Origin of the sequence: Saccharothrix australiensis (genome assembly GCF_003634935.1) — a bacterium.
Lineage (GTDB): Bacteria > Actinomycetota > Actinomycetes > Mycobacteriales > Pseudonocardiaceae > Actinosynnema > Actinosynnema australiense.
The window spans coordinates 2,633,218-2,660,181 of record NZ_RBXO01000001.1 but is presented as its reverse complement, the minus strand read 5'-3'; the positions used below and the strand labels follow the sequence as shown (position 1 = coordinate 2,660,181).

Annotated in this window: 27 protein-coding genes; 15 read left to right on the top strand and 12 right to left on the bottom strand. The window is 74.6% G+C overall.

Annotation, left to right across the window (positions count from 1 at the left end; genetic code table 11):
- Nucleotides 1-49 precede the first annotated feature (49 nt).
- The 4 genes from C8E97_RS12380 to C8E97_RS35255 form a co-directional block, all read right to left on the bottom strand.
- Entirely contained in the window at nucleotides 50-1,216 is a 1,167-nt protein-coding gene (locus C8E97_RS12380; RefSeq protein WP_121004831.1) for a DUF418 domain-containing protein, read from the bottom strand.
- Nucleotides 1,217-1,424: 208 nt separating this feature from the next.
- On the bottom strand, nucleotides 1,425-2,717 hold the full coding sequence (locus C8E97_RS34465; protein WP_170211533.1) for an NHL repeat-containing protein: 1,293 nt from the start codon (nucleotides 2,715-2,717) through the stop codon (nucleotides 1,425-1,427).
- On the bottom strand, nucleotides 2,714-3,472 hold the full coding sequence (locus C8E97_RS12360; RefSeq protein WP_121004822.1) for a bestrophin-like domain: 759 nt from the start codon (nucleotides 3,470-3,472) through the stop codon (nucleotides 2,714-2,716). The genes C8E97_RS34465 and C8E97_RS12360 overlap by 4 nt, the downstream gene beginning before the upstream one ends.
- Nucleotides 3,473-3,731: 259 nt before the next feature.
- Nucleotides 3,732-3,896 carry a hypothetical protein gene (locus C8E97_RS35255; RefSeq protein WP_211346989.1) on the bottom strand — a complete coding sequence of 55 codons (165 nt, stop codon included), beginning with the start codon at nucleotides 3,894-3,896 and terminating at the stop codon, nucleotides 3,732-3,734.
- Between the two features lie 41 nt (nucleotides 3,897-3,937).
- Between C8E97_RS35255 and C8E97_RS35250 the strand changes: the two genes are divergently transcribed.
- The 8 genes from C8E97_RS35250 to C8E97_RS12320 all read left to right on the top strand — a co-directional run bounded on the left by C8E97_RS35250 (nucleotide 3,938) and on the right by C8E97_RS12320 (nucleotide 10,632).
- On the top strand, nucleotides 3,938-4,381 hold the full coding sequence (locus C8E97_RS35250) for a hypothetical protein (RefSeq protein ID WP_211346988.1): 444 nt from the start codon (nucleotides 3,938-3,940) through the stop codon (nucleotides 4,379-4,381).
- An 8-nt stretch (nucleotides 4,382-4,389) separates the two neighbouring features.
- Nucleotides 4,390-4,956 carry a TetR/AcrR family transcriptional regulator gene (locus C8E97_RS12350; protein ID WP_121004819.1) on the top strand — a complete coding sequence of 189 codons (567 nt, stop codon included), beginning with the start codon at nucleotides 4,390-4,392 and terminating at the stop codon, nucleotides 4,954-4,956.
- A gap of 142 nt (nucleotides 4,957-5,098) precedes the next feature.
- Entirely contained in the window at nucleotides 5,099-6,328 is a 1,230-nt protein-coding gene (locus C8E97_RS12345; RefSeq protein WP_211346986.1) for an MFS transporter, read from the top strand.
- A complete protein-coding gene (locus tag C8E97_RS12340; protein ID WP_121004813.1) occupies nucleotides 6,325-7,647 on the top strand; it encodes a carotenoid oxygenase family protein in 1,323 nt (440 codons plus the stop codon). Before C8E97_RS12345 ends, C8E97_RS12340 begins: the two co-directional genes overlap by 4 nt.
- A gap of 3 nt (nucleotides 7,648-7,650) precedes the next feature.
- Nucleotides 7,651-8,079, top strand: a complete 429-nt coding sequence (locus tag C8E97_RS12335; RefSeq protein ID WP_121004810.1) for an SRPBCC family protein — start codon at nucleotides 7,651-7,653, stop codon at nucleotides 8,077-8,079.
- Between the two features lie 165 nt (nucleotides 8,080-8,244).
- Nucleotides 8,245-9,006 (top strand): phosphotransferase enzyme family protein, encoded by a 762-nt coding sequence (locus tag C8E97_RS12330; RefSeq protein WP_121004807.1) that lies wholly within the window; start codon nucleotides 8,245-8,247, stop codon nucleotides 9,004-9,006.
- A gap of 90 nt (nucleotides 9,007-9,096) precedes the next feature.
- Complete coding sequence (locus tag C8E97_RS12325; RefSeq protein ID WP_147455085.1) at nucleotides 9,097-10,191, top strand: hypothetical protein; 1,095 nt, start codon at nucleotides 9,097-9,099, stop codon at nucleotides 10,189-10,191.
- 105 nt (nucleotides 10,192-10,296) lie between these two features.
- Nucleotides 10,297-10,632, top strand: a complete 336-nt coding sequence (locus tag C8E97_RS12320) for a pentapeptide repeat-containing protein (RefSeq protein WP_121004799.1) — start codon at nucleotides 10,297-10,299, stop codon at nucleotides 10,630-10,632.
- Nucleotides 10,633-10,652: 20 nt separating this feature from the next.
- On the opposite strand, the gene C8E97_RS12315 is transcribed toward C8E97_RS12320, so the two are convergent.
- Nucleotides 10,653-11,888, bottom strand: a complete 1,236-nt coding sequence (locus tag C8E97_RS12315) for an amidohydrolase family protein (RefSeq protein ID WP_121004796.1) — start codon at nucleotides 11,886-11,888, stop codon at nucleotides 10,653-10,655.
- A gap of 126 nt (nucleotides 11,889-12,014) precedes the next feature.
- Between C8E97_RS12315 and sigJ the strand changes: the two genes are divergently transcribed.
- Complete coding sequence (gene sigJ / locus C8E97_RS12310; RefSeq protein ID WP_211346985.1) at nucleotides 12,015-12,848, top strand: RNA polymerase sigma factor SigJ; 834 nt, start codon at nucleotides 12,015-12,017, stop codon at nucleotides 12,846-12,848.
- 8 nt (nucleotides 12,849-12,856) lie between these two features.
- Here the strand turns inward: sigJ and C8E97_RS12305 are convergent, their stop codons facing one another.
- The 5 genes from C8E97_RS12305 to C8E97_RS12285 all read right to left on the bottom strand — a co-directional run bounded on the left by C8E97_RS12305 (nucleotide 12,857) and on the right by C8E97_RS12285 (nucleotide 17,270).
- On the bottom strand, nucleotides 12,857-13,366 hold the full coding sequence (locus C8E97_RS12305) for an EF-hand domain-containing protein (protein WP_121004790.1): 510 nt from the start codon (nucleotides 13,364-13,366) through the stop codon (nucleotides 12,857-12,859).
- A gap of 127 nt (nucleotides 13,367-13,493) precedes the next feature.
- The gene (locus tag C8E97_RS12300) at nucleotides 13,494-14,798 is read right to left on the bottom strand and encodes an ABC transporter permease (RefSeq protein WP_246018834.1); all 1,305 of its coding nucleotides are present in this window, start codon (nucleotides 14,796-14,798) and stop codon (nucleotides 13,494-13,496) included.
- Complete coding sequence (locus tag C8E97_RS12295) at nucleotides 14,795-15,673, bottom strand: ABC transporter ATP-binding protein (RefSeq protein WP_342776211.1); 879 nt, start codon at nucleotides 15,671-15,673, stop codon at nucleotides 14,795-14,797. Before C8E97_RS12295 ends, C8E97_RS12300 begins: the two co-directional genes overlap by 4 nt.
- Nucleotides 15,670-16,677, bottom strand: a complete 1,008-nt coding sequence (locus C8E97_RS12290) for an efflux RND transporter periplasmic adaptor subunit (RefSeq protein ID WP_246018832.1) — start codon at nucleotides 16,675-16,677, stop codon at nucleotides 15,670-15,672. The genes C8E97_RS12295 and C8E97_RS12290 overlap by 4 nt, the downstream gene beginning before the upstream one ends.
- 179 nt (nucleotides 16,678-16,856) lie before the next feature.
- The gene (locus C8E97_RS12285) at nucleotides 16,857-17,270 is read right to left on the bottom strand and encodes a VOC family protein (protein ID WP_121004784.1); all 414 of its coding nucleotides are present in this window, start codon (nucleotides 17,268-17,270) and stop codon (nucleotides 16,857-16,859) included.
- Between the two features lie 241 nt (nucleotides 17,271-17,511).
- On the opposite strand from C8E97_RS12285, the gene C8E97_RS12280 reads away from it, so the two are divergent.
- Entirely contained in the window at nucleotides 17,512-18,414 is a 903-nt protein-coding gene (locus C8E97_RS12280) for an NAD-dependent epimerase/dehydratase family protein (RefSeq protein ID WP_121004781.1), read from the top strand.
- 618 nt (nucleotides 18,415-19,032) lie between these two features.
- The gene (locus tag C8E97_RS12275) at nucleotides 19,033-19,629 is read left to right on the top strand and encodes a response regulator transcription factor (protein WP_121004778.1); all 597 of its coding nucleotides are present in this window, start codon (nucleotides 19,033-19,035) and stop codon (nucleotides 19,627-19,629) included.
- Nucleotides 19,630-19,773: 144 nt separating this feature from the next.
- On the opposite strand, the gene C8E97_RS12270 is transcribed toward C8E97_RS12275, so the two are convergent.
- Nucleotides 19,774-21,141: a TrpB-like pyridoxal phosphate-dependent enzyme gene (locus tag C8E97_RS12270; RefSeq protein ID WP_121004775.1), complete on the bottom strand. Its 1,368-nt coding sequence runs from the start codon at nucleotides 21,139-21,141 to the stop codon at nucleotides 19,774-19,776.
- A 420-nt stretch (nucleotides 21,142-21,561) separates the two neighbouring features.
- Here C8E97_RS12270 and C8E97_RS35950 point away from each other — a divergent pair, with 420 nt between their 5' ends.
- Nucleotides 21,562-22,158 carry a TetR/AcrR family transcriptional regulator gene (locus tag C8E97_RS35950; protein ID WP_246018830.1) on the top strand — a complete coding sequence of 199 codons (597 nt, stop codon included), beginning with the start codon at nucleotides 21,562-21,564 and terminating at the stop codon, nucleotides 22,156-22,158.
- A gap of 15 nt (nucleotides 22,159-22,173) precedes the next feature.
- Here C8E97_RS35950 and C8E97_RS12260 read toward each other — a convergent pair whose 3' ends face one another.
- Nucleotides 22,174-23,871, bottom strand: coding sequence for a glycoside hydrolase family 13 protein (locus C8E97_RS12260; RefSeq protein ID WP_121004768.1), 1,698 nt, complete (start codon nucleotides 23,869-23,871; stop codon nucleotides 22,174-22,176).
- A 358-nt stretch (nucleotides 23,872-24,229) separates the two neighbouring features.
- Between C8E97_RS12260 and C8E97_RS12255 the strand changes: the two genes are divergently transcribed.
- From C8E97_RS12255 to C8E97_RS12245, 3 genes are all read left to right on the top strand, one after another.
- Nucleotides 24,230-24,799 (top strand): snapalysin family zinc-dependent metalloprotease, encoded by a 570-nt coding sequence (locus C8E97_RS12255; RefSeq protein WP_121004765.1) that lies wholly within the window; start codon nucleotides 24,230-24,232, stop codon nucleotides 24,797-24,799.
- A 135-nt stretch (nucleotides 24,800-24,934) separates the two neighbouring features.
- Nucleotides 24,935-26,260 carry a sensor histidine kinase gene (locus tag C8E97_RS12250; RefSeq protein ID WP_121004762.1) on the top strand — a complete coding sequence of 442 codons (1,326 nt, stop codon included), beginning with the start codon at nucleotides 24,935-24,937 and terminating at the stop codon, nucleotides 26,258-26,260.
- Nucleotides 26,257-26,925 carry a response regulator gene (locus tag C8E97_RS12245; protein WP_121004759.1) on the top strand — a complete coding sequence of 223 codons (669 nt, stop codon included), beginning with the start codon at nucleotides 26,257-26,259 and terminating at the stop codon, nucleotides 26,923-26,925. The genes C8E97_RS12250 and C8E97_RS12245 overlap by 4 nt, the downstream gene beginning before the upstream one ends.
- Nucleotides 26,926-26,964: the final 39 nt, after the last annotated feature.

Genomic DNA, 26,964 nt, shown 5'->3' with positions numbered 1-26,964 from the left:
TCGCCGATCACGCTCTTCGATCGGCGAAACCCGCCCCGCGAGCCGCCGACTAATCGGCGGCCGAGCCCGCCCGACGAGAGGAGGGCACATCCAACACAGCAGGAGGGCCAATCCAACGCTGCGGCGCCACGTAGGCCCAGTGCCACACGGCCTCCACCGGTCCGCGTCGGAAGCGGTTCATCCACCACGACGCGCCCACCACCAGCAGCGACGACACCACCAGCCACATCGCGACCGTGAACAGCACGCCCAGGTGCCCGAACCGGCCCACCAGGTCGAAACCCCAGCGGTAGCACAGCACCGACGCGATGAGGTTCTGCGCGATGTAGCAGGTCAGCGCCGACCGCCCGACCGCCGTCACGCCACGCCGCAGCGGTCCCGCCGACTCCCGCATCCGGTGCACCAGGGCGGTGATCCCCCCGAGCAGCCCGAACGCCACCAGCGGAGCGCACAGGTAGCGGTCGACGGCGAACCACGCACCGCCCGCCAGCGTCGTCAGCACGTTCAGCGGCAGCCCCAGCCCCAGGCCCCACGCCATGAGCCGGCGCTGGACGCGCCGCCCCCGTTCGGAGTCCTCCAACGCGCCCGCCCGCAGCAGCCGCGCCCCCGCCAGGAACAGCACCGTGCTCAGCGGCAGGACGAACACCGCCTCGGCCCGCAGCGCCACGACGTTGTCCAGCCGCGAGCGGGCGTGCGCGAGCCAGCTCGACGTGTCGATCACCAGTCCGCCGCCGTCGATCGACGCGGCGCCCGCGAGCAGACCCACCGTCAGCAGCGCCACGAACGCCACGTGCACCACCGCCGCGCCGGCCAGCCACGCCCACACGACCCGGCTGCCGCGCCCCACGAGGAACGCCACCAGCACCGACACCAGCGCGTAGAACATCAGCACGTCGAACTCGAAGATGAGCGTGAAGTGCAGCATCCCCTCGAACAGCAGCAGCGCCGACCGCCACAGGTACCAGCCGGGCCAGCGCTGCCCGCGCCGGACCGCCGAGTCGTGCTGCAACGCCAACCCGATGCCGAACATGATCGACAGCAGCGCGAGGAACTTGCCGTTGCTGACCATCCTCAGCAGCGCCTCGCCCGCCCCCGACGCGCCGGCGAGGAAGCCGGCCGGCCCCGCCGGGTCGGTGAAGATCCAGATGTTCGTGCCCAGCGTGCCCAGGATCGCCACTCCGCGCAGCACGTCCAAGGCCGTGATCCGACCGCCCATGTCCCCCTCCGGTGAAAGCCCCGGACGAACCTAGGGCCCGTCACCACCGCGCCGAGTCGGCCGTTGGTGCCACGGGAGGTCGCACTTTCGATCGACACCGGCGCGCTGCGGTGGACGCTCGTGGACCTGGGGGGCAGGCATGCGCTGGATGGCGGCCGAAGAAGCTCACCACGGCACGACGAGTGCGGCGTCGCGGTCCACCCGATCGTCAGCGCCGGCGCGCGGCCTGGCGGGCCAGTGCGCCCGCCGCCAGGATGAGGATGATCGCCACCAGGCCCCAGCGGCGCTGGTCGCGGACGTTCAACTGGAGGTCGGTGACCTGCTCGGCGCGCGGCTCGGGCAGCCGCAGCCGGGTCTTCTCGGTCGCGGGCGGCGTCTCGGCCGGTGATTCCTCGGCCGGTGGCTCCTCGGCGGGGGACTCCTCGGCGGGCGGCTCCTCGGGCGGCGTGGCCCCGTCCGGCACCGGGAGCGGTGGCTCCGGCGGGAGGAGGGGCGGCCCCGGCGGGACGACCGGGACCAGCGGGACGCCCGGCGGCGAGGTGCGCGTCGTCGGCGGGACGAGTGTGGGCGGCGCGGTGGTCGTGGTCGGCGGCAGCGTGGTCTCGGTGCGCGTCGTCGGAGGCGTGGGCGTCGGTGTCGGTGTGGGCGTCGGTGTCGGTGTGGGCGTCGGTGTCGGCGTAGGCGTGGGCGTAGGTGTGGGCGTAGGAGTCGGCGTCGGCGTAGGAGTCGGTGTCGGCGTAGGCGTAGGTGTCGTGGTCGTCGTGGGCGGGTCCGGCACCGTCAGGCAGCCGCCCGCGTCGAGGGTCTGCACCGCCGGCCGCGCCACGATCTCCGCCACCGCACCCGACCCGTCCAGCGCGACCCGGTGCAGCCTGCTCCGCCCCTCGTCCCGGTTGCTCGTCGCGTAGAGCGCGCCGTCCCGCCCGAACACCACCGCGCCGTACGCCGACCCACCCGGCAGCCGACCCGCCGCGGGCACCTCGCGCACGTGGCCGTCGACCGGGTCCAGCGTCACCACCCGCGCGTGCCCGAAGGGGGACGTCGCCACGCCGTACAGCAGCCCGTCGGCCGGGTTGACGTCGAAGTCGTCCACGGTCAGCGCCAGCGGCGACCGCAGCCACGTCTCGTGCACCACCTGGAGGTACCGGTCGCTGTCCGGGTCGACGTCCACCGACAGCAGCGCGTGGCCGACCCGCACGACCAGCCGCTCGTCCACCACCGCGCCCGCGGTGGCGTGCCGGAGCACGGGCGAGGGCCGGGACGGCACGTCCACCTGCCTGCCCTCGCGGTCGAGCGCCGCGACCCGGCCCTCGGCGTCGATGCCGTACGCGCGGCCCTGCGGCGCCGAGTAGCCGATCGCGTTGAGCCGCACGTCGAGCGTGCCCAGCGGACGCGCCGCGCCGGTGGACAGGTCGACCAGGTACACCGTCGACGGCTCGTGGCCGCCCGCCTCGACCTGGATGGTCGAGCAGGCCGCCAGCGCGAGCGCCTCGAGGATCATCCGAACCGCTCGACGGCCGATCGGAAGGCGTCCGGCCCGAGTTCCGCGCCGCCGCCGTACGGGTTCTGCAACTGGTAGGTCGCGTACAGCAGCAGGGTGATCGTCGCGGCCAGCGTGGCGACGATGATGACCTGCGTGCGCACGAGCGGACCGCCGAACAGCAGGGACAGGCCGACCGTCAGCACCGACCCGAGCACCAGCACGAACCACACCACCGCGCTGACGCTGCCGCCGGCGGCGTCGAGGCGCGCCTGCCGGGCCTGGTAGACCCGCCAGAGCTGGTTCGCGGCCTCGGTCTTGCGGCTGACCTGCCACTCGTCGTCGGCCGGCGCGGCGGCCACCACCTGGCGGATGCGGTCGAGCTGCCCCCAGCCGTCGGACACGACGTCCTCACCCGCCGCCATGCCCGGCCACTCGTCGTTGATCACGGTGGTCGCGTAGGCGCGGGACAGCTCGCGCACCTCGCCGCCCGCCTCCCGCGACAGCGCGTCGGCCGCCCAGGTCGCCGCCACCAGGCCGTCCGCCTCCTGGTAGGCCGAGTCGCCCGCCTTGCCCACCTGGTCGAACAGCGCGATCAGCACGAACGCCACCAGGACCGCGTTGAGGCCGCCCACGATCGTGAACACCTGCCCCGCTGCCTCGTTGTTGGCCGCACGCCCCTCCTGGCCGCCGTACCGGCGGATGACGTACGCGAGCACGGCGGCGATCAGGGTCGCGCCGCCCACCCACAGCAGACCTGTGGCGTAAATGTTCATGCGGTCCTCTCACAAACAGGGGAGAAAATTCCACAGATCCGCGAATTGATCGCATTTCCCAAGGTAATGAGAGCGCTGTAGCCACAACAAGGTTGTTCATCCGTGTGCGACGGAACACCAATCCGTCAGGTGAAGGAGGACCACGATCGGCGGATGCGAGGCGCGACTCGTCCGCCTGAGTGCGGTTTCGACCCCCCTCTCGGGCGACACCGCTGCACCCCGTGGTGTGCGAGGAGTAGCGACACACCGCCGGGTGCGTTCAGCCCGCGAAGAGCAGCGCCAGGCCGCCTGCGGTATAGCCCACCATGAGCACCAGCAGGGGCACCTGGCCGGTGAGGTGCTGCTGCCGGGGCAGCAGCCGCAGGGTCCGGTCGTGCGCCGCCACGACGCCGAGCAGCAGGCCGACGGCCCGCCGGCCCTCCACGACCAGCAGGGAGAAGTAGTGCGCCCCGCACCGGCGACAGCGTGCCCAGCAGCGTCGAGTACACCTCGAACCCGTCCGCGTGCTCGAACCAGGCCCGGCCGCACACGACGCCGCCGGCGGCGTTGACGACGGCGTACGCGATGAGGAACCACGGCAGGGCCGCCGGTTCGACGACGACCATCAGCTCGCCGTTGCGGCTGCGCCCAGCGGCTGAGCACACCTGCGACGAGGTAGACGACACCGGCCGCGATCGTCGCCGACGTCAGCAGCATGGGGCCCAAGGTAGCGGCGGGGTCGCGGTGGGCGGCGCGGCCAAGCGGCAGCGCGGGCGGACGGGCGGCGGCATGGTCGGCCGGGCGGCGCGGGCGACCGGCCTGTCGGCGGCGCGGGACGAGCGTGAGTGGCGCGTCATCGGTGGCTCGTGGTGGCCGGGGTGGCGGGCGCGATCGATCGCGGAGTTGACATCCCGAAGTGTGAGTGGTTGATTAGTCCCATGCCGAGCCCCGAGCGCCGACTCTCCACCGCCGACGAACGCCGCGAGACCGTGCTGCGCACCGCGCTCGGCGCGTTCGGGACCAAGGGCTACTACGGCACCACCACCGGCGAGGTGGCCAAGGCCGCGGGCATCTCCCAGGCGTACGTCTACCGGCTGTTCCCCGACAAGGAGGCCCTGTTCGTGGCCGTCGTGGAGCGGTGCTTCGACCGCATCCGGGAGAGCCTGGCCGACGGCGTGGCGCAGGCGCGCGGCAGTGCGCCCGAGACCGTGCTGCACGCGATGGCCGAGGTCTACGCGCGGCTGATCGCCGAGGAGAACGCCCTGCTGCTGGTGCAGATGCACGCCCAGTGCGCGGCGATCTCGGAGCCCGCCGTGCGGGAGGTGCTGCAACGCGGGTACGCCCGGACCGTCGAGTACGTGCGCGGCGTGTCCGGCGCGACCGAGGCGCAGGTCCAGGAGTTCTTCGCGCGCGGCATGCTGTGCCACCTGGTGGTCGCGGTGGACGCGGCCGACGTGGACGCGCCCTGGGCCCGCATCCTCTCCGCGGGCATCCGCCACTACTGACCACGGCCGACCACCGAGCACGACCGGCCACCGAGCACCACCGAGAACCACCGACCACCGAGCACCACCGGTCCGCCGTGCGCGGGCCATTCTTTCGGACCCGAGAGTGAGTGATTGACCAGTCATGATGAAGGGAGGGCTCGTGCCCAGCACCGGGAAAGCCTTCGCCGTCCTCGCGACGGCCCAGTTCCTGGTCGTCCTGAACACCTCGATCGTCAACGTCGCCCTGCCCTCGATCCGCGCCGGCCTGGGCCTGACCGACACCGGTCTGTCGTGGGTGGTCAACGGTTACGGCCTCGCGTTCGGCGCGCTGCTGCTGCTCGGCGGCCAACTGACCGACGCCCTGGGCGCGCGGCGCGTCCTGGTGGCCGGTCTCGCCGCGTTCGCCGTCGGCTCGCTGGCCGCCGGCCTCGCCTGGACCGCCCCGGTCCTCGTCACCGCGCGGGCCGTGCAGGGCGTCGGCGCGGCCCTGCTCGCGCCCGCCGCCCTCGCCCTCGTCCTGCGGCACCACCCGACCCGGCTCGGCGCCTGGGGCGCCGTCTCCGGCGTGGGCGGCGCGGCGGGCGCGCTGCTGGGCGGGCTGCTCGCCGGCACGCTCGGCTGGCAGGCGATCTTCCTGATCACCGTGCCCGTCGCGACCGCCGCGCTGGCCGCCGCCCGCGCGCTCGTCCCCCGCGACACCCCGACCGGCGGACGGCTGGACGTCACCGGCGCGCTGCTGGTGACCGGCGGCCTCGTCGCCCTCACGGCGGGCCTGACCGCGTCGGCGCCGGTGCCACCACTCGTGGCGGGCGCGATCCTGCTGGCGGCCTTCGTCGTGCGCCGGCGCGGGCAGCCGCTGCTGCGCACCCTCGGCGCGACCGCCCGCGCGAACGCGGCGATGGCCGTGCTCGGCGCGGTGTGGGTGGGCCTGTTCTACTTCCTCCCCCTCTACCAGCAGCAGGTGCTGGGCTACCCGCCGCTCGTCGCCGGGCTGGCCCAACTGCCGCTGGCCGGGGCCACCGCGCTCGGCTCGGCACTCGCGCCGCGCCTGCCGCGCGCCGCCCTGCCGATCGCCCTCGCCGCGCTGGCCGCCGGGACGGCGTGGTTCGCGACCGGCCCGGTGTTCCCGTTCGACGTCCTCGGCCCACCCGTGCTCGCCGGAGCCGGGCTCGGTGTCGCGTTCGTCCACCTCACCGTCGACGCCACCCGCGTGCCCGCGACGGACGCCGGCGTGGCGGGCGGCCTGGTCAACACCAGCCGCCAGGTCGGCGGCGCGATCGGGTTGGCCGCGCTGGTCGCGTCCACCACCGGTTTCGCCGCCGCGTTCACCGCGACGGCCGCGCTGGCCGCCGTCGCGGCCGTCCTCACCATCGAAGGAGCAGCACGATGACCAAGCCCTACCTCGAAGGCCACTACACCCCCGTCCCGGACGAGACCACCGCGACCGGGCTGACCGTGCGCGGCACGCTGCCGCCCGAGCTGCGCGGCCGCTACCTGCGCAACGGCCACAACCCCAAGCCCGGCGTCACGCCCAGCCACTGGTTCAAGGGCAGCGGCATGGTGCACGGCCTGCGCCTGGCCGACGGCCGCGCCGAGTGGTACCGCAACCGGTGGGTGCGCACGCCCGCCCTGGACGGCGACACCTCGCACGACCTGCGGGCCAGCGTCGCCGGCACGCACGTGATCGAGCACGGCGGGCGCATCCTCGCGCTCCAGGAGGCGAACCTGCCCTACGAGCTGACACCGGAGCTGGACACCGTCGGCGCGTTCGACTTCGGCGGCAAGCTCACCACCGCCATGACCGCGCACCCCAAGGAGGACCCGGTCACCGGGGACCTGCACTTCTTCGCCTACTCGCCGTTCCCGCCGCACCTGGTCTACTACGTGTCCTCGCCCGCGGGCGAGATCAACCGCGTCGAGGTCGTGGACGGCGCGGGGCCGTCGCTGATGCACGACTTCGGGATCACCGAGAACCACGTGGTGTGGCTGGACCTCCCGGTGGTGTTCGACAAGGCGGAGCAGTCCGGCATCCCGTACCGCTGGAGCGACGCCTACGCGCCGCGCATCGGCGTGATGCCGCGCGTCGGGGCGCCGCGGGTGACGTGGTTCGACGTCGAGCCCGGCGCGCTGCTGCACGTCGCCAACGCCTACGAGGACGCGCGGGGCCGCGTCGTGGTGGAGGGCCCGCGCTACGACCGCGCGGCGTGGGAGACGTCGTGGAAGTGGTGGGTCGGCGCGCCCGGCCACGGCCCCGACCCGCTCACCGGCGCGGTCAGCCACCGCTGGACGTTCGACCTCACCGCGGGCGTGGTCCGGGAGGAAGTCCTGGACGGGCTCACGACCGAGTTCCCGACCGTCAACGAGGACCTGCTGGGCCGCCCGACCCGGTACACCTACGCGGTCGCGTTCCCCGGCGGCGGCCACTCCGGGTACTCGATCGTCAAGTACGACACCGCGACCGGGTCGCGGCAGCTCGCGCCGATGGGCGAGCGCCGGATGCCGGGCGAGGCGGTCTTCGTGCCCGCGGGCGACGGCGAGGACGAGGGCTACCTGCTGACCGTCGTGAGCGACCTCGCCCGCGACACGTCCGAACTGCTCGTGCTCGACGCGACCGACGTCCGGCGCGACCCCGTCGCGGTGGTGGAACTGCCCCGCCGCGTCCCCTCGGGCATCCACGGTTCGTGGATCGCCGACACGGAACTGGTGTGACACATGGACATCGATCGCAACGCCCCGGTCATCGCCCGCCACAGCACCACGATCGACGCGTCGCTGGCCGACGTGTGGGCCCTCCACACGGACGTCAAGGGGTGGCCCGCGTGGCAGCCCGAGATCACGTCGGCGGTGCTGGACGGCCCCTTCGAGCCCGGCGCGGTGTTCCGGTGGCGGACCCACGGGCTGGCCATCACGTCGACCGTGGCGGAGGCCGACGGGCACCGCACGGTGTGGGGCGGTCCCGCGCACGGGATCGACGGCGTGCACGTGTGGACGTTCGAGGGTGACTCCCCGGTCGTCGTGACGACGGAGGAGTCGTGGGACGGCGAGCCCGTGCGGGCGGACGTGGCGGCCATGCGCGCGGCGCTGGACGCCTCGCTCGCGGCGTGGCTGCGCCACCTCAAGGCCGCCGCCGAACGCGCCTGAGCGTTCAGCGGTCGGGACGGCCGGTCGCGCGGGCACTGGTCCGCGCGGCCGGCCACCGCGCACCGACCGCGGACCGGGGTCGACCGGGACGCGCGGCACTCCGAGCCCGGCCGGTGGCGGCAAATTCGGTTCGCCGCGCCACGTCGATCCGTTAGCGTCGCCCACATGGACGGGGAGCGGTTCTCCGGCGGCACCACCACCGTGGTGCGGATCGGGCGCACCGTGCGGCGACCGGTGCGCGACTGGAGCGAGGCGGTGCAGTGGCTGCTGGGCCACCTCGCCGCCGCGCAGGTCCGCGGCGTCCCCCGCTGGCACGGCGTGGACGAGCAGGGCCGCGAGGTCCTGGACTTCCTCCCCGGCGAGGTCGGCGCGTACCCGGTGCCGGAACAGGCGCGGCGGGACAGCGCGCTGGTCAGCGCGGCGCGGCTGCTGCGCCGCGTGCACGACGCCACCGCCGACCTGCCGGACAAGACCGGGCACCGGTGGTGGCCGCCCGCCGTGGAACCGGTGGAGGTCGTGTGCCACGGCGATTTCGCGCCGTACAACTGCGTCTTCCAGCGGGGCGAGACGACCGGCGTGTTCGACTTCGACGCCGCCCACCCCGGACCGCGCCGCTGGGACCTCGCCCACGCCCTGTACCGGTTCGCCCCTATGTCCACAGTGGACTCACCACCGGTCGCCGAACAGGCCAGGCGCGCCCGGCTGTTCCTCGACGCCTACGGGCGCTCGCGCGGCGAACGGCAGGACGTGGTCGACACCCTCGGTCCCCGGCTGCTGGCCCTGGTCGACTTCATGCGCGCCCGCGCCGCCGACGGCGACCCGGACTTCGCCCGCCACCTCGCGGACGGCCACGCCGACCTGTACCTGCGCGACGTCGAGCACATCGAGCGCCACGCGCCGACCTGGGCGGAGGTCGTGGTGGGCTGACGGCCCGCACCGACCCCGATCCACCGCCCCGCGCCGGTTCCCCGGTCGTTCCCGGCCGCCCGCGGCCATGATCGACATAGGATGCGCGCCATGCAGCCCGACCGCCGTCACCTCCTGCTCGCGGGCACGCCACCGCGACCGGACCACGGCTTCCGCGCCACCGTCACCACCGGCGTCGAGCACCAGCCGGACCGCGACTCCTTCGACTCCCTCGGTGTCGTCGCCCTGCTGGCCGCGCCCTACCTCCGCGTCCTCGGCGCGCGGGGTGACCGCCGCGTCGTCGTCGGGACGGTCGAGGTCGCCGTCGGTGCGGACGGCGACGCCACCGTCACGCTGATCGTGCAGGCGGGCTGGCGGGAACGGGGCGGCTGGCACCAGGAGGACGAGCGGCACGGCGCCGACGCGCTGATCGGGTCGCTCGCCGGGCCGGCGCACCGGGTCACGGGTGACGCGCGGTCGGTCGCGGTGACGGCGGCGAAGGCGTTCGCCGAGGCGTCCCGCGCGGAACTGGCCCGGCTGCGCGGCATCCGCTACGGGCTCGAACGGCAGATCGCCGACCTGCTGGCGCAGCGCCGCAGCGCCGCGCTGCGCCCCCTGCTGGCCGAGATCATCGAACTGTCCATCGCCACCGGCCGCGCCCGCGACCACGCGCGCGACGCGGTGCGGAACGGCCTGTGGATCTGGCTGTGGGACACCGACACCTACCACCGCAACCGCGACCGCGCCGGCGACCACCGCACCGATCCCCCGGACGCCCACCGCACCGGCCTCCGCGACACCCACCGCGCCGCGCTGCGGCACTGCGAGGCGATGGAGACCGAGCTGGCCGAGGAGGCGGCCCGCCTGCACACGCTGCTCACCAGCATGTCGACGTTCGCCGTGGCGCAGGACGGCGAGGCGCAGCAGCGGTTCAACATGGTCGCCGCCGGCGCCGCCGCCGGGCTCGGCCTGCCCGCGCTGATCCTCTCGTTCTACGGCGCGGACTCGTTCCTGCCGCTGGACTCGTTCGACCGCGCGTGGCGGGCGCTCGCCCCGATCGCCGTCACGGCCCTGGTGGCGGTGACGCTGGCCCTGCGGCGGATGCCGGGCCGGGCCACCGCGCGCCACTACGTGTTCGCCGTCGGGCTGGTCGTGACGCTGATCGGCGTGCTGTTCGTGGCGGGTGCGCTGGCCCCGCGCGGGTGACGCGGCCGGGCCGGGGCCGCGTCACCCGTCCCGCACGGCACGCGCGGCCGCGCGGAACCGAGGGCCCGGCGCGGGCCGCGGCGCGGTGCTTGCGATAGTCCTGCGATGGCCGAGCGCGGACGAGGCGCACCCACCCCGCCCACCGACACCACCGTGCACGACCGGGACTGGGCCGTGAACGAGATCACCGGCGGGCGCTACGAGCGGACGGCGTTCGTCGACGTCGACATGGCCGACCTCCTGAACCAGGGCTCGACGTCCACCGGGTGCGTGTTCCGGGGCGTCTTCTCGCACGTCGACCTGACCGACGCGTGGCTGCACGGCGCGGACTTCACGCAGGCCGACCTGCCCGGCATCGACCCGACCACCGTCACGCTGACCGTCGCCCGGATCGAGCCGGCACAGGCCATCGCCCTCGCCCTGGGCCTGCGCGTCGGCTGACCCCGCACGCGACCGGGCGGTCAGCGCACCTGGCGCACGCCGCGCCGCCAGACGTCGACGATCGCCGCGGTGGTCGTGATGTCGCGGGTCGGGTCGCCCTCGACCAGCACGAGGTCCGCCCGCAGCCCGGACGCGATCCGGCCGCGGTCGGTCAGGCCGAAGTGCCGCGCGGGCGCGCTCGTCGCCGCCGCCAGCGCCTGCCGCGCCGTGAGGCCCGCCCGCACCAGCAGCTCCAGCTCGCGGTGCATCCCGTCGCCGTGCCCCGGCACGAACGGCGTCGCGTCGGTGCCCGCCAGGATCGGCGCGCCGGCGCGCAGCAGGGCCCGCGTGGCGGCCATCGCCCCGTCCAGGCTGCCCGCCACCGCGTGGTCGGCCGTCCGCGCGCCGCCCGTGATCGCCTCGAAGTAGGCCAGCGTGCCGACCACGAACACGCCCTGCGCCGCGACGCGCTCCGCCAGGCCGTCCGGGGTGGCGTCGCACCAGACGTGCGCCAGGCCGTCGACCCCGGCGTCCAGGGCGATGCCGACCTCGGCCGCGGTGATGGCGTGGGCGATCACCGCGAGCCCGTGCTCGTGGCCGACCTCGACCAGGGCGGCCACCACCTCCGGCGCGAGCACCGGGAGCGACGTGCCGTGCACCGCCCCGGAGTCGACCACGACCTTCAGGTAGTCGACGCCCTCCGCCACCCGCGCCTCGACGAACCGCCGCACGTCGCCGACGCCGGCGACGGTGTCGAACGGGCCGACCGCGTCGGACTCCGCCAACGCCGGCATGAGCTGGCTGGGGTGGCCGCCCGGCGCGGTCGCCAGCACACCCGCGCTGCGCAGGTCCGCCACGCCGTCGTGCGTCGCGGCCAGCTCCCGCTGGCGGGCCAGGTTGCCCGGCAGGCAGAACATGTCGAGCTCCGTGGTCACCCCGAACTCCAGCGCCCGCGCGAGGCTGCCGTCGAACACGTGGGTGTGCGCGTCGACCAGCCCCGGCAGCAGGGTCCGCCCGGTCCCGTCGACCACCACGTCGCACGACGCGCGCAGGTCGGCCGCGTCGGGGCCGGCCGCGCCACCGGCCCCGCCGACCGCGCCACCGGCCGCACCACCGGGACCTCCGACGCCGGGACCGCTCGGACCGGTCGCGTCACCGCCGGCACCGGCGCGGACGATCGGGTCGACGGCGATCCGGTCGCCGTCGATCACCACGTCCGCGCACGCCGCCGTCGTGACGCCGTCGAACACCCGCACACCACGGATCAGGGTCCGCATCCCACTACCTCCTGGATCGCTTCCGGTCGGACGCAACCAAGAGGCGTGGCCCGCCCCCGATCGTGACGGGGTGAGGCCCGGCTCACACGGTGTCACGATCCGACCCGCCGGACCGCTCTCATGGGCATGGCCGACACCCGGACCTTCGTCGCGCACCGCGAGCTGCTGTTCTCGATCGCCTACAACATCCTCGGCACCGTCGCCGACACCGAGGACGTCCTCCAGGAGACGTGGCTGTCCTGGGCGCCGCGCGACGAGTCGACCATCGAGAACCCCCGCGCCTACCTCGTGCGCGTCGCGGTCAACCACGCGCTGGCCCGCCGCGAGGCGGTCAACCGGCGCAAGGAGACCTACGTCGGCCAGTGGCTGCCCGAGCCGGTGGTCGACACCGAGCCAACCGACCCGTCGATGGCGCTGCTGGTGGTGCTGGAAACGCTCTCACCGGCGGAGCGGGCGGTGTTCGTGCTGCACGAGGTGTTCGGCTACGCGCTCGCCGAGATCGCCGACGTGCTGGGCCGCACCCCGGCCGCCGTGCGGCAGCTCGCGCACCGCGCCCGCGAGCACGTCCACGCCCGCCGCCCGCGCTACCGGGTCGACCCGCGGACGCAGCGCGAGGTCACGGAGCGGTTCGTCGCCGCCGCGCTCGGCGGCGACCTGGCGGCGCTGCTGCGGGTCCTCGCGCCGGACGTGACGCTGCGGACGGACGGCGGCGGCAAGGGCCCCGCGACCAGCCCGCTCCCCGTGCACGGCCGCGAGGACGTCGCCCGCCTGCTGGTGGCCGTCTCGCGCGGTGTGCCGCCCGACGCCGACCTGCGGTTCCGCCGCGTCAACGGCGACCCGGCGGTGGTGCTGCTCGCGGGCGGCCACCCGCTCGCCGTCCTGGTGCTGGACGTGTCGCCCGAGGGCGTCGCGGGCGTCTACTCGGTCACCAACCCGGACAAGCTCGCCCGGCTCCGCTGACGGCCGCGTCAGCGCCCGTACAGCCCGGACGGGCCGTCGTCCACCAGGTAGCCCGACACCAGGCGCAGCACGGTGGCCAGCGGGACCAGCGTGCCGTCCGGCTTCAGCGCCTCCCTGATCACCGGCGCGTCGCCGGGGTGCGCGCCGAGCACGACGATGACCTCCGCGACGTGCTCGATGTCGACCACGCCGTCCGCCACCGCGCCGCACTCCCGGATCGCGACGGCGTCCGCCTCGCCGATCCGGCACGCGAGGTCGGTGGTGGCGAGCGCGGCCAGGAACCGCGCCCGCGTCACCCGGCCGTCGCCGCCGCAGGTCGCCAGCAGCGACAGCCACGACATCTCGTAGGCGGCCCTGATCCGCTCCGCGCCGATCGAGTCCGCGGGCAGCCGGAACCGCCGCACCAGCCGCTCCGCGACACCCGCGAAGTCCCGCTGCCGGACCACCCCGTCGCCGTTGGCGTCGAACATGTCGAACCGCCTCGCGTGCTTCGCACGCCGCCGAGCCACATCGTCCATGACCGGTCCTCCCCCACAGAACAGGGACGCTCCGTCGCACCACAGATACACGGTCGACGGGCTCACCGTCCCGAATGCGACCTGTTCGAGTGAACGGGCCGCCGGTGGAGAGAACTGTCCGTGAAGATCACGCCCGCATGACGGTCGCGATCGGGATGCGGGCCGCCCGCAGTGCCGGCACCAGGCCGCCCAGCACACCGGCCACCAGGCCGGCCACGACCCCGGCGACCCCCGCCTGCCACGGGAAGGCGACTTCCTGTAGCGCCGGGAACCGCGAGCCGAACACCGTCGCCGCCAGGCGCAGCCCGACCACGCTCACGCCGATGGCCGCCGCCGCCGTCAGCAACCCGGTCAGCAGCGTCTCCGCCAGCACGATGCCCGCCAGCAGCAGGCGCGGCGTGCCGACGGCCCGGCGCAGCGCGAACTCCTCGACCCGCTCGCCCACCGTGGCGAGCCCGACGTTGAGGATGCCCGCGACGCCGATCAGCAGCACCAGCGCCGCCATGCCCAGGAAGATCAGCCCGATCAGCCGCAGCTCGTTCGACCTGCGCTCCAGGGAGTTGACCGTGTTGACGTGGATGCGCTCCTCGGGCGTGCCGGCCGCGACCAACCGCGCGCGCAGCGTGTGCTCGACCTCGTGGGCCGTCGGGGCCATCATGACCTGGAGCCCCGGACCGCCCCGATCGCTGCTCGCGCCGCTCCCGCCGGCGGGCAGCCAGTTCTCCAGTTCCTCGGTCCACACGTAGGCGGCGGGCGAGTAGCCGCCGTCCTCCACGACCCCGAGGAACCGCGGCGTGGCGTTGACCGCCGCGCCGTCCAGCCGCATCTCGGCGGGCACCCGGTAGCGCGCGAACGCCTCCGCCGCCTTCTTGTTCAGCACCAGCCGGGGCGCGAGCGACGGCGCGCCGTCGAACTCCAGCCACCGCCCCGACTCCACGCGGAACGGCCGGAACGCCCGCACGTCGCCGCTGAGGCCGACCAGTTGCAGCTCCACGGCCTGCCCGGACGGCGAGTCGTCACCGGGCAGCTCGCGGCAGCCCGTGTCGTCGCAGGTGTAGTTCCGCCCGCCGCCGGGCTGGTCGACGGGGCCGCCGCCCTCGTTGACCGGCTTGACGCCGGGCTCGCCGATGATGGCCCGCACGCTGGTCATCGCCACCGCGTCGGAGCGGCCCGCGAGCACCTCCAACGCGGTGGAGACGGTGTCGCCCTTCGGGTCCAGGTACATCTGGCGGGTGCCGTCCTTGCCCTGCGACATCTCGATGTCCGCGAGCAGCGCGCGGTTCGCGATCTCCTCGCCCGCCTGCACCACGACCACCGCGAGCACGCCCAGGAACAGGCTGATCATGGACAGGAACGTGCGCAGCTTGCGCGCCCGGATGCCCTGGCCGCCGATGATCAGCGACGAGCGCAGCCGCCCGGACAGCCGGATCACGCGACCACCCGCTCGCCGGCCGGGGCGAGCAGGCCGTCCGACAGCCGCAGCACCCGGCCCATCTTCGCCGCGTGGTCGCGGTCGTGGGTGACCAGCACGAGTCCGCACCCCTGCGCGGTCGTCGACAACAACGCCTCCACCACCAGGTTCCCGGTGTCCGTGTCCAGCGCGCCGGTCGGCTCGTCGGCCAGCAGCACCCTGGGTTCGCGCACCAGCGCCCGCGCGATCGCGACCCGCTGCTGCTCGCCGCCGGACAGCCGGGGCGGCTTGTGCTTGGCCAGGTGCGCGATGCCGACCCGGTCCAGCGCGGCGAGCACCTTCGCCCGGCGCTTGCGGCGCGGCAGCCAGCCCTGGCCGTTGACCAGCGCCATCGCCACGTTCTGCGCGGCGGTGAGGTGCTTGAGGAGGAAGAAGCGCTGGAACACGAAGCCGAACTCGGCGCTGCGCAGCGCGGCGGCCTTGCGCTCGGCGATGCGCGTGATGTCCCGCTCGCCCAACAGGTACTGCCCGTCGTCGGGACGGTCGAACAGGCCGATGACGCTGAGCAGGGTGCTCTTGCCCGAACCCGAGCGGCCCAGGATGGCGACGCTGTCTCCGCTGTGGACGGTCAGGTCCACGCCGGCCAGGATGGTGCGCGGCTGTTCCTGGCCCTTGAGGGTCTTCGTGATGCCGGAGAGCCGGATCAGCGGCGTCGCCGCGGCACCGTCGCGGAGCGGCGCCGCGGCACCGTCGCGGAGCGGCGCGGCGGGTGCGCCCGCTCCGGGCGGCGCCACCGGGAACCCGGCTCCGGGCCGCGCCGCCGGTGCGCCGGGTGGCGGCGGCGCGTACCCGTCCACCGGTGGCGTCGCCGCGGCCTCGTAGCGGGGCGGCGTCATCGCGTCCCCGTCCCTGGCGTGCCCTGCGCGTCCGGCGCGCGCGGCAGGTCGGGGCCCGGCACGGCCAGCGTCTCCTCGCCGGTCAGGCCCTCCTTGACCTCGACCACCTTGCCGTCGGTGAGGCCGAGCACGACGTCCGTGGTCCGGCGGCTGCCGTCCGCGCCGACCACGTCGACCTTGCCCTTGCCGTGCCCGCCCGCGACCGCCTCGACCGGAACGACCAGCGCGTCGCGGGCGTTGGCGGTGACGACCTCCAGGGTCGCGCCGGCCCCGTTGATCAGCTTCACCTCGTCGGGCGCGGTGCACACCAGCCGCAGCCCGGTCGGCTCGGACGACCCGCCCGGCCGCTCGACCGGCGGCTCCGGCCGGCCGGTCGGCGTCGCCGGCTTGTCCTCGCCCCGGTCCTGCGGCTGCTCCTGCGCGGGCGGCGGCGCGGGCACCGTGCCGGCCGGCAGCGCCGCGATCGTGCCGAGCAGCGCGCAGGCGAACGGACCGGGCCCGTTCTTGATCTGCGCCTGGATCGTGCCCTGCGCGGCGTCGGAGATCTGGTACGCCTGCTCGCCGTTGATCTCGGCGACGATGCCGTACCCGGCGTACTTGGCCGACACGACGGGCATCCCGGCGGTCACCGTCGACCTGTCGTCGACCAGCCGGCCGCCGAACGTCGCGCCGGCGGGGACCTCGACGTGGTTGGGCAGCCCGTCGGCCCACACGGTGGCGACGCGGGTCGGCTTGGTCGGCGTGCTCTTCGCCTCGGGGACGTCGAGGTAGCGCACCTGCCCGGCGACCGGAGCGGTGATCCCGAAGTACGGGTTCATGGTGACCTTGCCGGTGAGGCTGACCTTGTTGGCCAGGTCCTGGCGGGTCGGTTTCGCCGTGGTCAGGGTCGTGCCGCGGGGCGCGAGTTCGGGGTTGGCGGCCGGCTGCGCGCCGGACGTGCACGCCTGGGCGACGGTGAGCACCAGCACCAGCCCGAGACCGCGCGACAACACTTGTTTGGACAACGGTTTCCCCCAAGCGAATCCCAAGCCGGTTCGGCCAAACCTACCGACAAGACGCCCGGGCACGACACCGGGTTGCACCGAGGACCCGGAATGCTCTGCTCAAGGGCGCGACGCGTCGGCCGCGGACCGGTGCGCCGCCGCGGTGGCCGGCGCTCGGCCGGCCGGGGGGACCAGGGGCGTCACTCCTGCGGCTGCCCGATGTTGACCATCCAGGAGATGCCGAACCGGTCCACGCACGCGCCGAACTCGTCACCCCACATCTGCTTCTCCAGCGGGACGGTCACCTGGCCGTCGGCGGAGAGCTGGTCCCAGTAACCGCGCAGCTCGTCGCCGTCGTCGCCGCTGAGGCTGATGGTGATGTTGTCGCCGGGGTGGTGCGACATGCCGGGCGGCGTGTCCGCGCCCATGATCGTGTAACCACCGGGCGTCTCCAGCATCCCGTGCATGATCTGGTGCGCCTCGGGCGCGTCCGGCGAGCCGAGTTCGCCGTACGTGCTCAGCGTCAGCCTGCCGCCGAAGACGCCCTGGTAGAACTCCATCGCCTCGCGGGCGTCGCCGGCGAAGCTGATGTACGGGTTCAGTCGCGAGGCCACCGCGTCCTCCTTCGGGCTCCTCCGGGTCGACGGCCACATCGTCGCAGGACATCCCGCCCGCCGCGACCGGTCGGCGGTGCGCGTGCCAGGGGTTGCGCAGGCAGGCGTGGACGGGCGGCCCGCACACGTCGGGTGCCCGCGGTCCGGTCGGTTCCCGGCGCCCCCGGCTCGGCCGGGCCGGCGAGCCGGGCGCGTTCCGGGCCGGCCGCGCGGTGCGGTGCGGGCGCGGCATGATCGCCCCATGAGGATTCTCGTCGTGGGCGCGAGCGGTCTGGTCGGGCAGCACGTCGTGGCGCGGCTCCGGTTGCGCGGGCACGTCGCGACCACCGTCGCCCGCACCGCCCGCGAGGGCGTGGACCACGCCCTCGACGCGACCACCGCGACCCCGGCGGACCTGCGCCCGCTGCTGGCAGGCCACGACGGCGTGGTGTTCGCCGCCGGCGTGGACGACCGCGAGGTGCCGCGCGGACCCGCGTACCCGGCCTTCCACCGGGGCAACGTGGCGCCCGTGGCCGCCCTCTTCGCCGCCGCCCGCGCGGAGGGCGCCACCCGCGGCGTGGTGCTCGGCTCCTACTTCACCCACTTCCACCGCGAGCACCCGGAATGGCGGCTCGCGGCGCGCCACCCCTACATCCGCAGCCGCGTCGCGCAGGCCCGTGTCGCGCGGGAGGCGGCCGGGTTCCCGGTGGCCGTGCTGGAGCTGCCGTTCGTGTTCGGCCGCGCCGGCGACCGCGTGCCCACCTGGTCGACGCCGCTGGCGCGGTGGGCGCGTTCCCGCGCGCCGCTGGCCGCGCCGCCGGGCGGCACCGCCGCGACCAGCGCACGCCGGGTCGGCGAGGTGGCGGTGGAGGCGCTGGAGGCGGCGTCCGGCGCGGACCTGCCGGTGGCCGAGGAGAACCTGACGTGGCGGGAGATGATCGCCCGCGTCGCGTCGGCCACCGGTGGTCACCGGCGCGTCCGCGCGCTGCACCCCGCCGCGCTGCGCGCCGCCCTGGTCCTGTCCGGCGTCGCCTACGCGGTGTCCGGCAGGGAACCGGGCCTCGCCCCCCGCCACCTGCCCGACCTGCTGCTGCGCGAGCTGTTCGTCGGCACGGGCGCACGCGGCGCGCTCGACGCCGCGATCCACGACACCTTCAACCCCTGAACCGCCGCCCGCCTGCGGTCCGCCGCGCCGGGCAGCGGGACACGGGGCGACGGGTGGCCGCACGATCCCCGGCGAGGCCGCCGGACGAGGTGCCGGCACTTCGGGGAATCGCATCGCCAATGCGGTCCGAGCCGCGACCTCGTCCACCGTTCGGCGCAATCTCCGGACGCGGGTTGAGTTGATCGTGCTAAACGTGAACCATCGAGCCCGCACGGGGGAATCGCCCCGCGGTGGGCAATCCGCGGGGAACTGGGGAACTGGGGGCACGATGGACGACGCCACCACGGTCACCGAATCACCGGCAGCCGCGCGCCACCGGGCGTCGCCGCACCGGCGCGCCGGGCTCGTCCCGTCCGGCCGGACCTGCGGTCGGCGCAGGACAACCGGACACTGACCGGCCGCACGCGGTCTCCGTCGCACGGCGGCGGGCGGACCGCGCGGCCGGGACCGCCGAGGCCGTCGCGGGCGCCCGCCGATCGCATTCCCGCCGATCGCCACGCCTGTCGCGGCGCCATCGCACGCAGACCAGGCTTGGGGGCCGGAGCTGTGAACGACGCGCTCATCGGAAAGCGCACGCGGATTGTGCTCGCGGAGCGGAGAACGCTTTTCCGGGTCGGAATGCGAAAGATTCTCGAAGAAGCCGCCGGCATCGAGGTGACCCACCAGGCGGACACCTTCGACGACCTCCTCCGGCACACGCTCGACCTGCCGGACGTGGTGGTGATCGGCGCGCTCGCGGACGTGCCGCGCCCGACCGCCGCCGCCCGCCGGTTCCTGGACGCCAGGCCGTCGGCCGGCGTCCTCGTCGTCGACGACCACGTGGCCGGCCGGGCGCTGCCGGACGCGCCGCGCCTCGGCGTGCTGTCTCCGTCGTCGGGGCCGGACGAGTTCCTCGGCGCGGTGCGGATGCTGGCCGCCGGCTACGGGTTCGCGCCCTGCCCCGACCACGCGGGGTCGCTCGCGCCGGTGGGCCGGCCCGCCGCGCAGCGGATCACCCGGCGGGAGACCGACGTGCTCCGGCTGCTCGTGTGCGGGCAGACCAACTCGGAGATGGCCCGGCGGCTGTCGCTGACCGAGAGCACGGTGAAGTTCCACGTGCAGAACCTGCTGCGCAAGCTGCGCCTGCCCAACCGGGCGAGCGCCGTCGCCTACGCCTACGAGGCGGGCCTGATCACCGTGGGCGAGTTGACCGACGCGGCGCCGGGGCCGGGCTGACGACGCCACGCGAACCGGGCGACGCCGCGTCACGGGCGGCCGGCACGTCGGCCGCCCGTGACGCGCGGCGATCCGGGCGCAGGTCCCGGTCGTCCCGCGCGGTCCCGACCCGGACCGCGCGGGCCGGTCACCGCACCCGCCGCCTCACGCCGTCGGCGCGCCCACCCTCGGCAGCGCCGCCAGCGCCGCGTCGATCTGCTCCTGCGGCAGCTCGTGGTCCTCCAACCGGCCGGCCAGGAACGCGTCGAACGCGCCCATGTCGAAGTTGCCGTGCCCGGAGAACCCGAACAGGATGGTGCGCGCCTCGCCCGCCTCCTTGGCCGCCAGCGCCTCCTCCACCGCGCCGCGCAGCGCGTGCGACGACTCGGGCGCCATGACGAAGCCCTCGGTGCGCGCGAACCGCACCGCCTCGGTGAACACCTCGCTCTGCCGGTACGCCCGCGCCTCGACGTAGCCCTCGTCGTGCAGCAGGCACAGCGTCGGCGCGTCGCCGTGGAAGCGCAGGCCGCCCGCGTGGATGGGCGGCGGGATGAAGCCGTGGCCCAGGGTGCGCATGTGCAGCAGCGGGCCGAGACCGGCCGTGTCGGGGTAGTCGTAGGTGAGCTTGCCCCTGGTCAGGGTCGGGCACGCGGCGGGCTCGGCCGCGACGAACCGCGTGCCGGTGCGCACGCCGGTGAGCGCGTCGGCGAGGAACGGGTACGTGAGGCCCGCGTAGTTCGAGCCGCCGCCCACGCAGCCGACCACGACGTCCGGGTAGTCGCCCGCCATCTCCAACTGGCGCTTGGCCTCCAGGCCGATGACGGTCTGGTGCAGCACCACGTGGTTCAGCGCCGAGCCCAGCGCGTACTTGGTGTCGTCGTGGGCGAGCGCGTCCTCCACCGCCTCGCTGATCGCCATGCCGAGGCTGCCCGGCGAGTCCGGCGACTCGGCCAGGATCGCGCGCCCCGCGGCCGTGCGGGTGCTGGGCGAGGCGAACACCTCGCCGCCCCACGTGCGCATCAGCGACCGGCGGTGCGGCTTCTGGTCGTACGACGCCCGCACCATGTACACGGTGACGTCGACGCCGAACAGGCCGCCCGCGAAGGACAGCGCGGAACCCCACTGCCCCGCGCCGGTCTCCGTGGTCAGCCGCCGCACGCCCTCCCGAGCGCTGTAGAACGCCTGCGGCACAGCGGTGTTCGGCTTGTGCGACCCGGCGGGCGAGACGGCCTCGTACTTGAAGTAGATCTTCGCGGGCGTGTCGAGCGCCTTCTCCAGCCGGTCCGCCCGGTACAGCGGCGACGGCCGCCACATCCGGTAGGCGTCGCGCACCTCGTCGGGGATGTCGATCCAGCGCTCCGGGCTGAACTCCTGCGCGATGATCGCGTCGGGCAGCAGAGGCCGGAGGTCCTCGGCCCCGATCGGCTCGTGGGTCGCTGGGTGCAGCGGCGGCTGGAGCGGCTTGGGCAGGTCGGGCAGGATGTTGTACCACTGGGTGGGCATTTCCTGTTCGGAGAGCAGGAACTTCTTCACGTCGACACGTCCCCTCAGAACATCGGCGCGGTCGGCGCGCGAGGCGCGCACGGGTGCTCGTGGCGCACCGTAGCGCGGATGCGCCACCGCACCGGGAAGGCGCGGCCCTGTGCCGCGTGGCGGGTTCGGCCTGGGGTGGCGCTCGTGTTCGGGGTCGGCGCGCCGACGGGCAGGCACCGGGATCGCGAGGGTCCGGGTCGAGGCGCACGGGAGGCCCGACACCGGTCGGCGGGCCGCCGACCGTCCACTGTGGTCGGTGCCGGCCGGTGCGCCGCACCGTGCCCGGACGTCGGGCTGTTGTCCGGCGGCCCGGTCACCAGGACACTCTCCGCCACGACATCACCGCGAGAGCCAGTGGGTCGGAGCACCGCACCGGAAGGCGTGGAGCGGCGCTCCGCTCGTCGACGCCAGGAGGTTCCCGTGCCCGAACGACCCCGAGCCGACGCCCGCCGCAACCACGACCTGCTCGTCACCGTCGCCGCCGAGGCGTTCGCCGAACAGGGCGCCGACGCGTCGCTGCGCGACATCGCCCGACGCGCGGGAGTGGGCATCGGCACGCTCTACCGCCACTTCCCGACCAGGGAGGCGCTGCTGGCCGCCCTGCTGGACCACCGGTTCGCGCTGCTCCGGACCAGCGCGGAGGCGCTCCTCGCCGCAGAGCCCGCCGAGGCGCTGCGGCACTGGCTGACCGAGCTGGCGCACGGTTCCGCCACCTACCGCGGCCTGCCGGAGTCCGTGCTGGCGGCACTGCGCGACGAGGGCTCGGGCCTGCACGCGTCGTGCGCCGCGATGCGGGCCGCCGCCGCCCGGCTGCTGGCGCGGGCGCAGGAGGCGGGCGCCGTCGCGCCGACCGTGACGCCGGAGGAGCTGCTCACGCTGGCCGTCGGCGCGGCGTGGGGCAGCGAGCGGTCCGCGATCCCCGTGGAGCGCCTGCTGTCGCTCGCGATCGACGGCCTCGCGGCCGTGCCGCGCGCGAGCGGCACCGCGGCGGGCCCCACCGCGCCGCCGCGCGAGTAGGGGCCGGCGCGGCGCTCACCGCACGAGGACGTGCGCCGCCCAGGGCCCCAGCGCGATCCGACCGCCGTCCACGTCCACCCGGTCGACGTTGGAGAGCACCACGTCCGCCGCCGACCACTCGCCGTCCACCACCGCCACCCGGTCGTCTCCGCCGAGGTTCGCCACGACCAACAGCGTCGTGCCGTCCAGCGACCGCGTGTACGCGTAGACGCGGGGGTCGTCGGGCAGCAGCATCCGGAAGTCGCCCAGCGCCACCACGGGGAGCGCGTGGCGCAGCTCGATCAGCCGCCGGTAGTGGTGGAACACCGACCGGGGGTCGTCGTACTGGGCGCGGGCGTTGAGCCACGAGTGGTTCGGGTTGACCGGCAGCCACGGCTCGCCCGTGGTGAACCCGGCCGCGTGGGACGCGTCCCACTGGACCGGCGTGCGGGCGTTGTCGCGCCCCATCGCGCGCAGGCCCCGCAGGACCGCCTCCGGGTCCGCGCCCGCCGCCACCGCCTGCCGGTAGTGGTTGAGCGACTCGACGTCGCGCAGGTCGTCGATGCCCCCGAACGGCGCGTTCGTCATGCCCAGCTCCTCGCCCTGGTACACGTACGGCGTGCCCCGGTGCAGGTGCAGGACGGTACCCAGCGCGGTCGCGGACTCGCGCCACCACCGGCCGTCGTCGCCGAACCGGGACACCACGCGCGGCTGGTCGTGGTTGTTCCAGTACAGGCTGTTCCAGCCCGTCTCGGCCAGCGCGCGCTGCCAGTGGCCCAGGGACGCCTTGAGGTCGCGCAGGTCCAGCGGCTCGGGGTCGAACTTGCCGCCCGGACCGTGGTCGAGCGACACGTGCTCGAACTGGAACACCATGTCCAGCTCGCCGCGCGCGGGGTCGGTGAACAGCCTGGCCTGCTCCCACGTCACGCCCGGCATCTCGCCGACGGTCAGGTACCGGCCGCGGCGGTCGCCGAACACCTCGCGGTGCAGCTCGCGCAGGAAGTCGTGGCAGCGCGGGCGCGTGCCGAAGTGCGGGAACCCGTCGCCGAGCGCGCCGCGCCCGATCGGCGCGCCGTCCGGCAGCGCCGGGTCCTTGGCGATCAGGTTGATGACGTCCATGCGGAAGCCGTCCACGCCCCGGTCCAGCCACCACCGCATCATGGCGTGCACCGCGTGCCGCACCTCGGGGTTCTCCCAGTTCAGGTCCGGCTGCTTGCGGTCGAACAGGTGCAGGTAGTACTCGCCGGTGGTCTCGTCCAGGGTCCACGCGGGACCGGAGAAGGCCGACTCCCAGTTGGTCGGCTCCGCGCCCGGCTCGCCCGCGGCGAAACCCGGGCGCGGCGGGCGCCACCAGTACCAGTCCCGCTTCGGGTCGTCCTTGGCCGACCGGGACGCCACGAACCACGGGTGCTCGTCCGAGGTGTGGTTGACCACCAGGTCCATGATCAGCTTCATGCCCCGCGCGTGGAGGTCGGCCAGCAGCCGGTCGAAGTCCTCCAGGGTGCCGAACACGGGGTCGACCGCCTGGTAGTCGGAGATGTCGTAGCCGTTGTCGGCCTGCGGCGACGCGTACACCGGCGACAGCCAGACGACGTCCACGCCGAGCCGCTGGAGGTGGTCCAGGCGGGCGGTCAGGCCGGGCAGGTCGCCGACGCCGTCGCCGTCCGAGTCGGCGAAGCTGCGCGGGTACACCTGGTAGACGACGGCGGAGGTCCACCACGGGGCCTCGGTCACGCGCGACCTCCCGATGTGCGGTCGAGTGCCGTGCCCGTCCTCGCGGAGGGTCACCCGCGCCCCACCCTACGCAGGACGCAGGCGGTTCGGCGACGGGAACCGCCCGTCCGGCGCACCACCGGCCCGTCCGGCAGCAGGAGACCGGTGTCCGACCACCGGACACCCCACCGCCATCCGGGTCACCGCCATGCCCCTTCCAGGGCAGCCGTCCCGCGTCCGGGCACCCGGATTACCGGTTTCCGGACCCCACAACCCTCCGTACGGGTCTGGCCATCCCCCGCTACGCCTGGTTACTTGGGTGCGGGAGCCCACCCTGTCACCAGGGCTCCCGGCTGTTCCCTGCTCAAAGGAGATCACCATGCTCGTGCGAAAGGTCGCGCGCGCCGCCACCCTGGCCCTGGGCCTGCTGCTGCCGCTGGTCGCGGTCACCGCGCCCAGCGCGGCGGCGGCGGACACGAAGGCGCTGGTCCGCACCCTGTACTACGACACCAGCCAGGCCCAGGAGTTCGTGGCCGACTGGGACAAGGCCGCGGAGAACTGGAACAAGTCCGTGGTCAACGTCAAGCTGGCCAAGAAGGGCCCCGGCAACCCGACGAACATCCGGATCTACGCGGACAACGGCTGGCCGCGCGCCATCACGACGTCCCTGGGCAACGGAACCGTCTACATGGGACGCCAGGCCGTCCAGCAGGGTCACTACAAGCCCCGCATCACCACCCACGAGATCGGGCACATCCTCGGCCTGCCGGACCGGCGGACGGGCCTGTGCTCGGACCTGATGTCGGGCTCCAGCGCTCCGGCGTCGTGCAAGAACGACCTGCCCAACGCGGCCGAGCGGGCCGAGGTGGACCGCAAGTTCCGCGGCTCGCTCGTGGCGGCGGACGTCCGGGCGGAGGGCTACGCGAGCACCGAGTGCTTCGTGTACTGAGCCGGTGACGGTCCCGTGGGGCGGCGTCGCGCCGTCCCACGGGAACCAGGCGCGCGGCGTCGCGCCGTCCCACGGGAACCAGGGGCGCGCCACCTCGGCGGCCGTCCCGGGTGCGACGCGGGTTAGGTTGCCCGCATGACCTCCGTCGCGCCCGTTGACGGCTCGCGCCCGGCCGACCACGCGGAGACCGAGTGGACCCGGTGGCGGCGGCCCCGGCCCTCGCCCGCCCAGCAGCGCCAGGACGGGTGGCTCGCCCTCCTGGTGCTCGCGAACGCCGTGGCGATGACGCTCCTGGTCAACAGCATGGGCGCGTTCGCGGGCGGCACCGCGCCGCACCTCGCCGAGCAGCTCGCCTGGAGCGTCGCGGTGAGCCTGCCGCTGGTCGTGCGCCGGCGGTTCCCGCTGGTCGTGCTGCTCGCGGTGGGCGTGCTGTTCATCGCCGGCCAGGCCAGGCAGGTCGGGGACGGCCTGGTGCCCTCGATCGCGCTGTTCATCGCCCTCTACAGCGCGGGCGCGTGGACGCGGGACCGGGTCCTCGCGCGGCGGGTGCGGATCGGCGTCATCGTGGCCATGTTCGGCTGGCTCGGCTACGGGCTGGTGCGGTTCCTGGTGCGGCCCACACCGGTGTTCGAGGACGCGGCCGGCCCGCTGGACCCCGTGCTCGCGTCGGTGCTCTACGGCATCCTGTTCAACCTGCTGTTCTTCCTGTCCGCCTACTTCTTCGGCGAGATGGCGTGGATGTCGGCGCGCCGGCGGGCCGAGCTGGCGCACCGCGCGGAGCAGTTGCGCCGGTCGCAGGCGCAGAACACGCGGGGCGCGATCATCGCCGAGCGGGTCCGCATCGCGCGCGACCTGCACGACGTCGTGGCGCACCACGTGTCGGTGATGGGCGTGCAGGCGGGCGCTGCCCGGCGGGTGCTCGACCGCGACCCCGGCCTGGCCCGCGAGGCGCTGCGCACCATCGAGGACACCGCGCGCACCGCGGTCGGCGAGCTGCGCGGGCTGCTGGGCGTGCTGCGCGCCGAACCGGCCGAGGAGGTCCCGGTCGGGGCCGTGCTGGGCGCGCCCGAGGGCGAGACGTCGTCACCGGGCCTCGACCAGCTTCCCGAACTCGCCGCCAAGGCCCGGATCGCCGGGCTCGACGTGGCGCACGGCGTGTACGGCGAACCGCGCCCGGTGCCGGGCGGCGTGGCGCTGTCGGTGTACCGGGTGGTGCAGGAGTCGCTGACGAACGTGGTCAAGCACGCGGGCGCGCGCAAGGCCGACGTGCGCGTGCGGTTCCTGGAGTCGGCGCTGGAGGTCGAGGTCGCCGACGACGGGCGCGGTTCGGCCGCCGCCACGCGGGGCGGCGGGTTCGGCCTGGTCGGGATGCGGGAACGGGTCGCCGTCCACGGCGGCGAGCTGGAAGCCGGACCCCGGCGCGCCGGCGGCTACCTGGTCCGTGCGAGGTTTCCCGCATGACTCCGCTGCGCGTGGTGCTCGCCGACGACCAGGACCTGGTGCGGGCGGGCTTCCGGGTGATCCTCGGCACCGAGGACGACATCGAGGTGGTCGGCGAGGCGCGGGACGGCCTGGAGGCCGTGGCGGTGGTCACCCGCCTCCGGCCGGACGTGGTGCTGATGGACGTCCAGATGCCCGGCGTGGACGGCCTGGAGGCCACGCGGCGCATCCTCGGCCCGGCCGGGGCGGACAACCCGATCCGGATCGTCATCCTCACCACGTTCGACCGCGAGGACTACCTGTTCGAGGCGCTGCGCGCGGGCGCGAGCGGGTTCCTGCTCAAGAACTCCTCGCCGGAGGACCTGGTCGAGTCGGTGCGGATCGTGGCGCGCGGCGACGCCCTGCTCGCGCCCGAGGTCACCCGCCGCGTCATCGCGCGGTTCGGCGCGCCCGCGCCCGCCGCGCCCACCCGCCGGCCACCGGAGCTGACCGACCGCGAGTTCGAGGTGCTGGCGCACCTGGCGCGGGGCGCGAGCAACGCGGAGATCGCCGCCGCGCTGTTCCTCGGCGAGACGACGGTGAAGACGCACGTGTCGCGCATCCTGGCCAAGCTGGACCTGCGGGACCGCACCCACGCCGTCGTCTTCGCCTACGAGCACGGGATCGTGTCGCCCGGCCGGCCCTGACCCGCCGACCGCGCCGGGCGGCGCTCACCCGGTGTGACC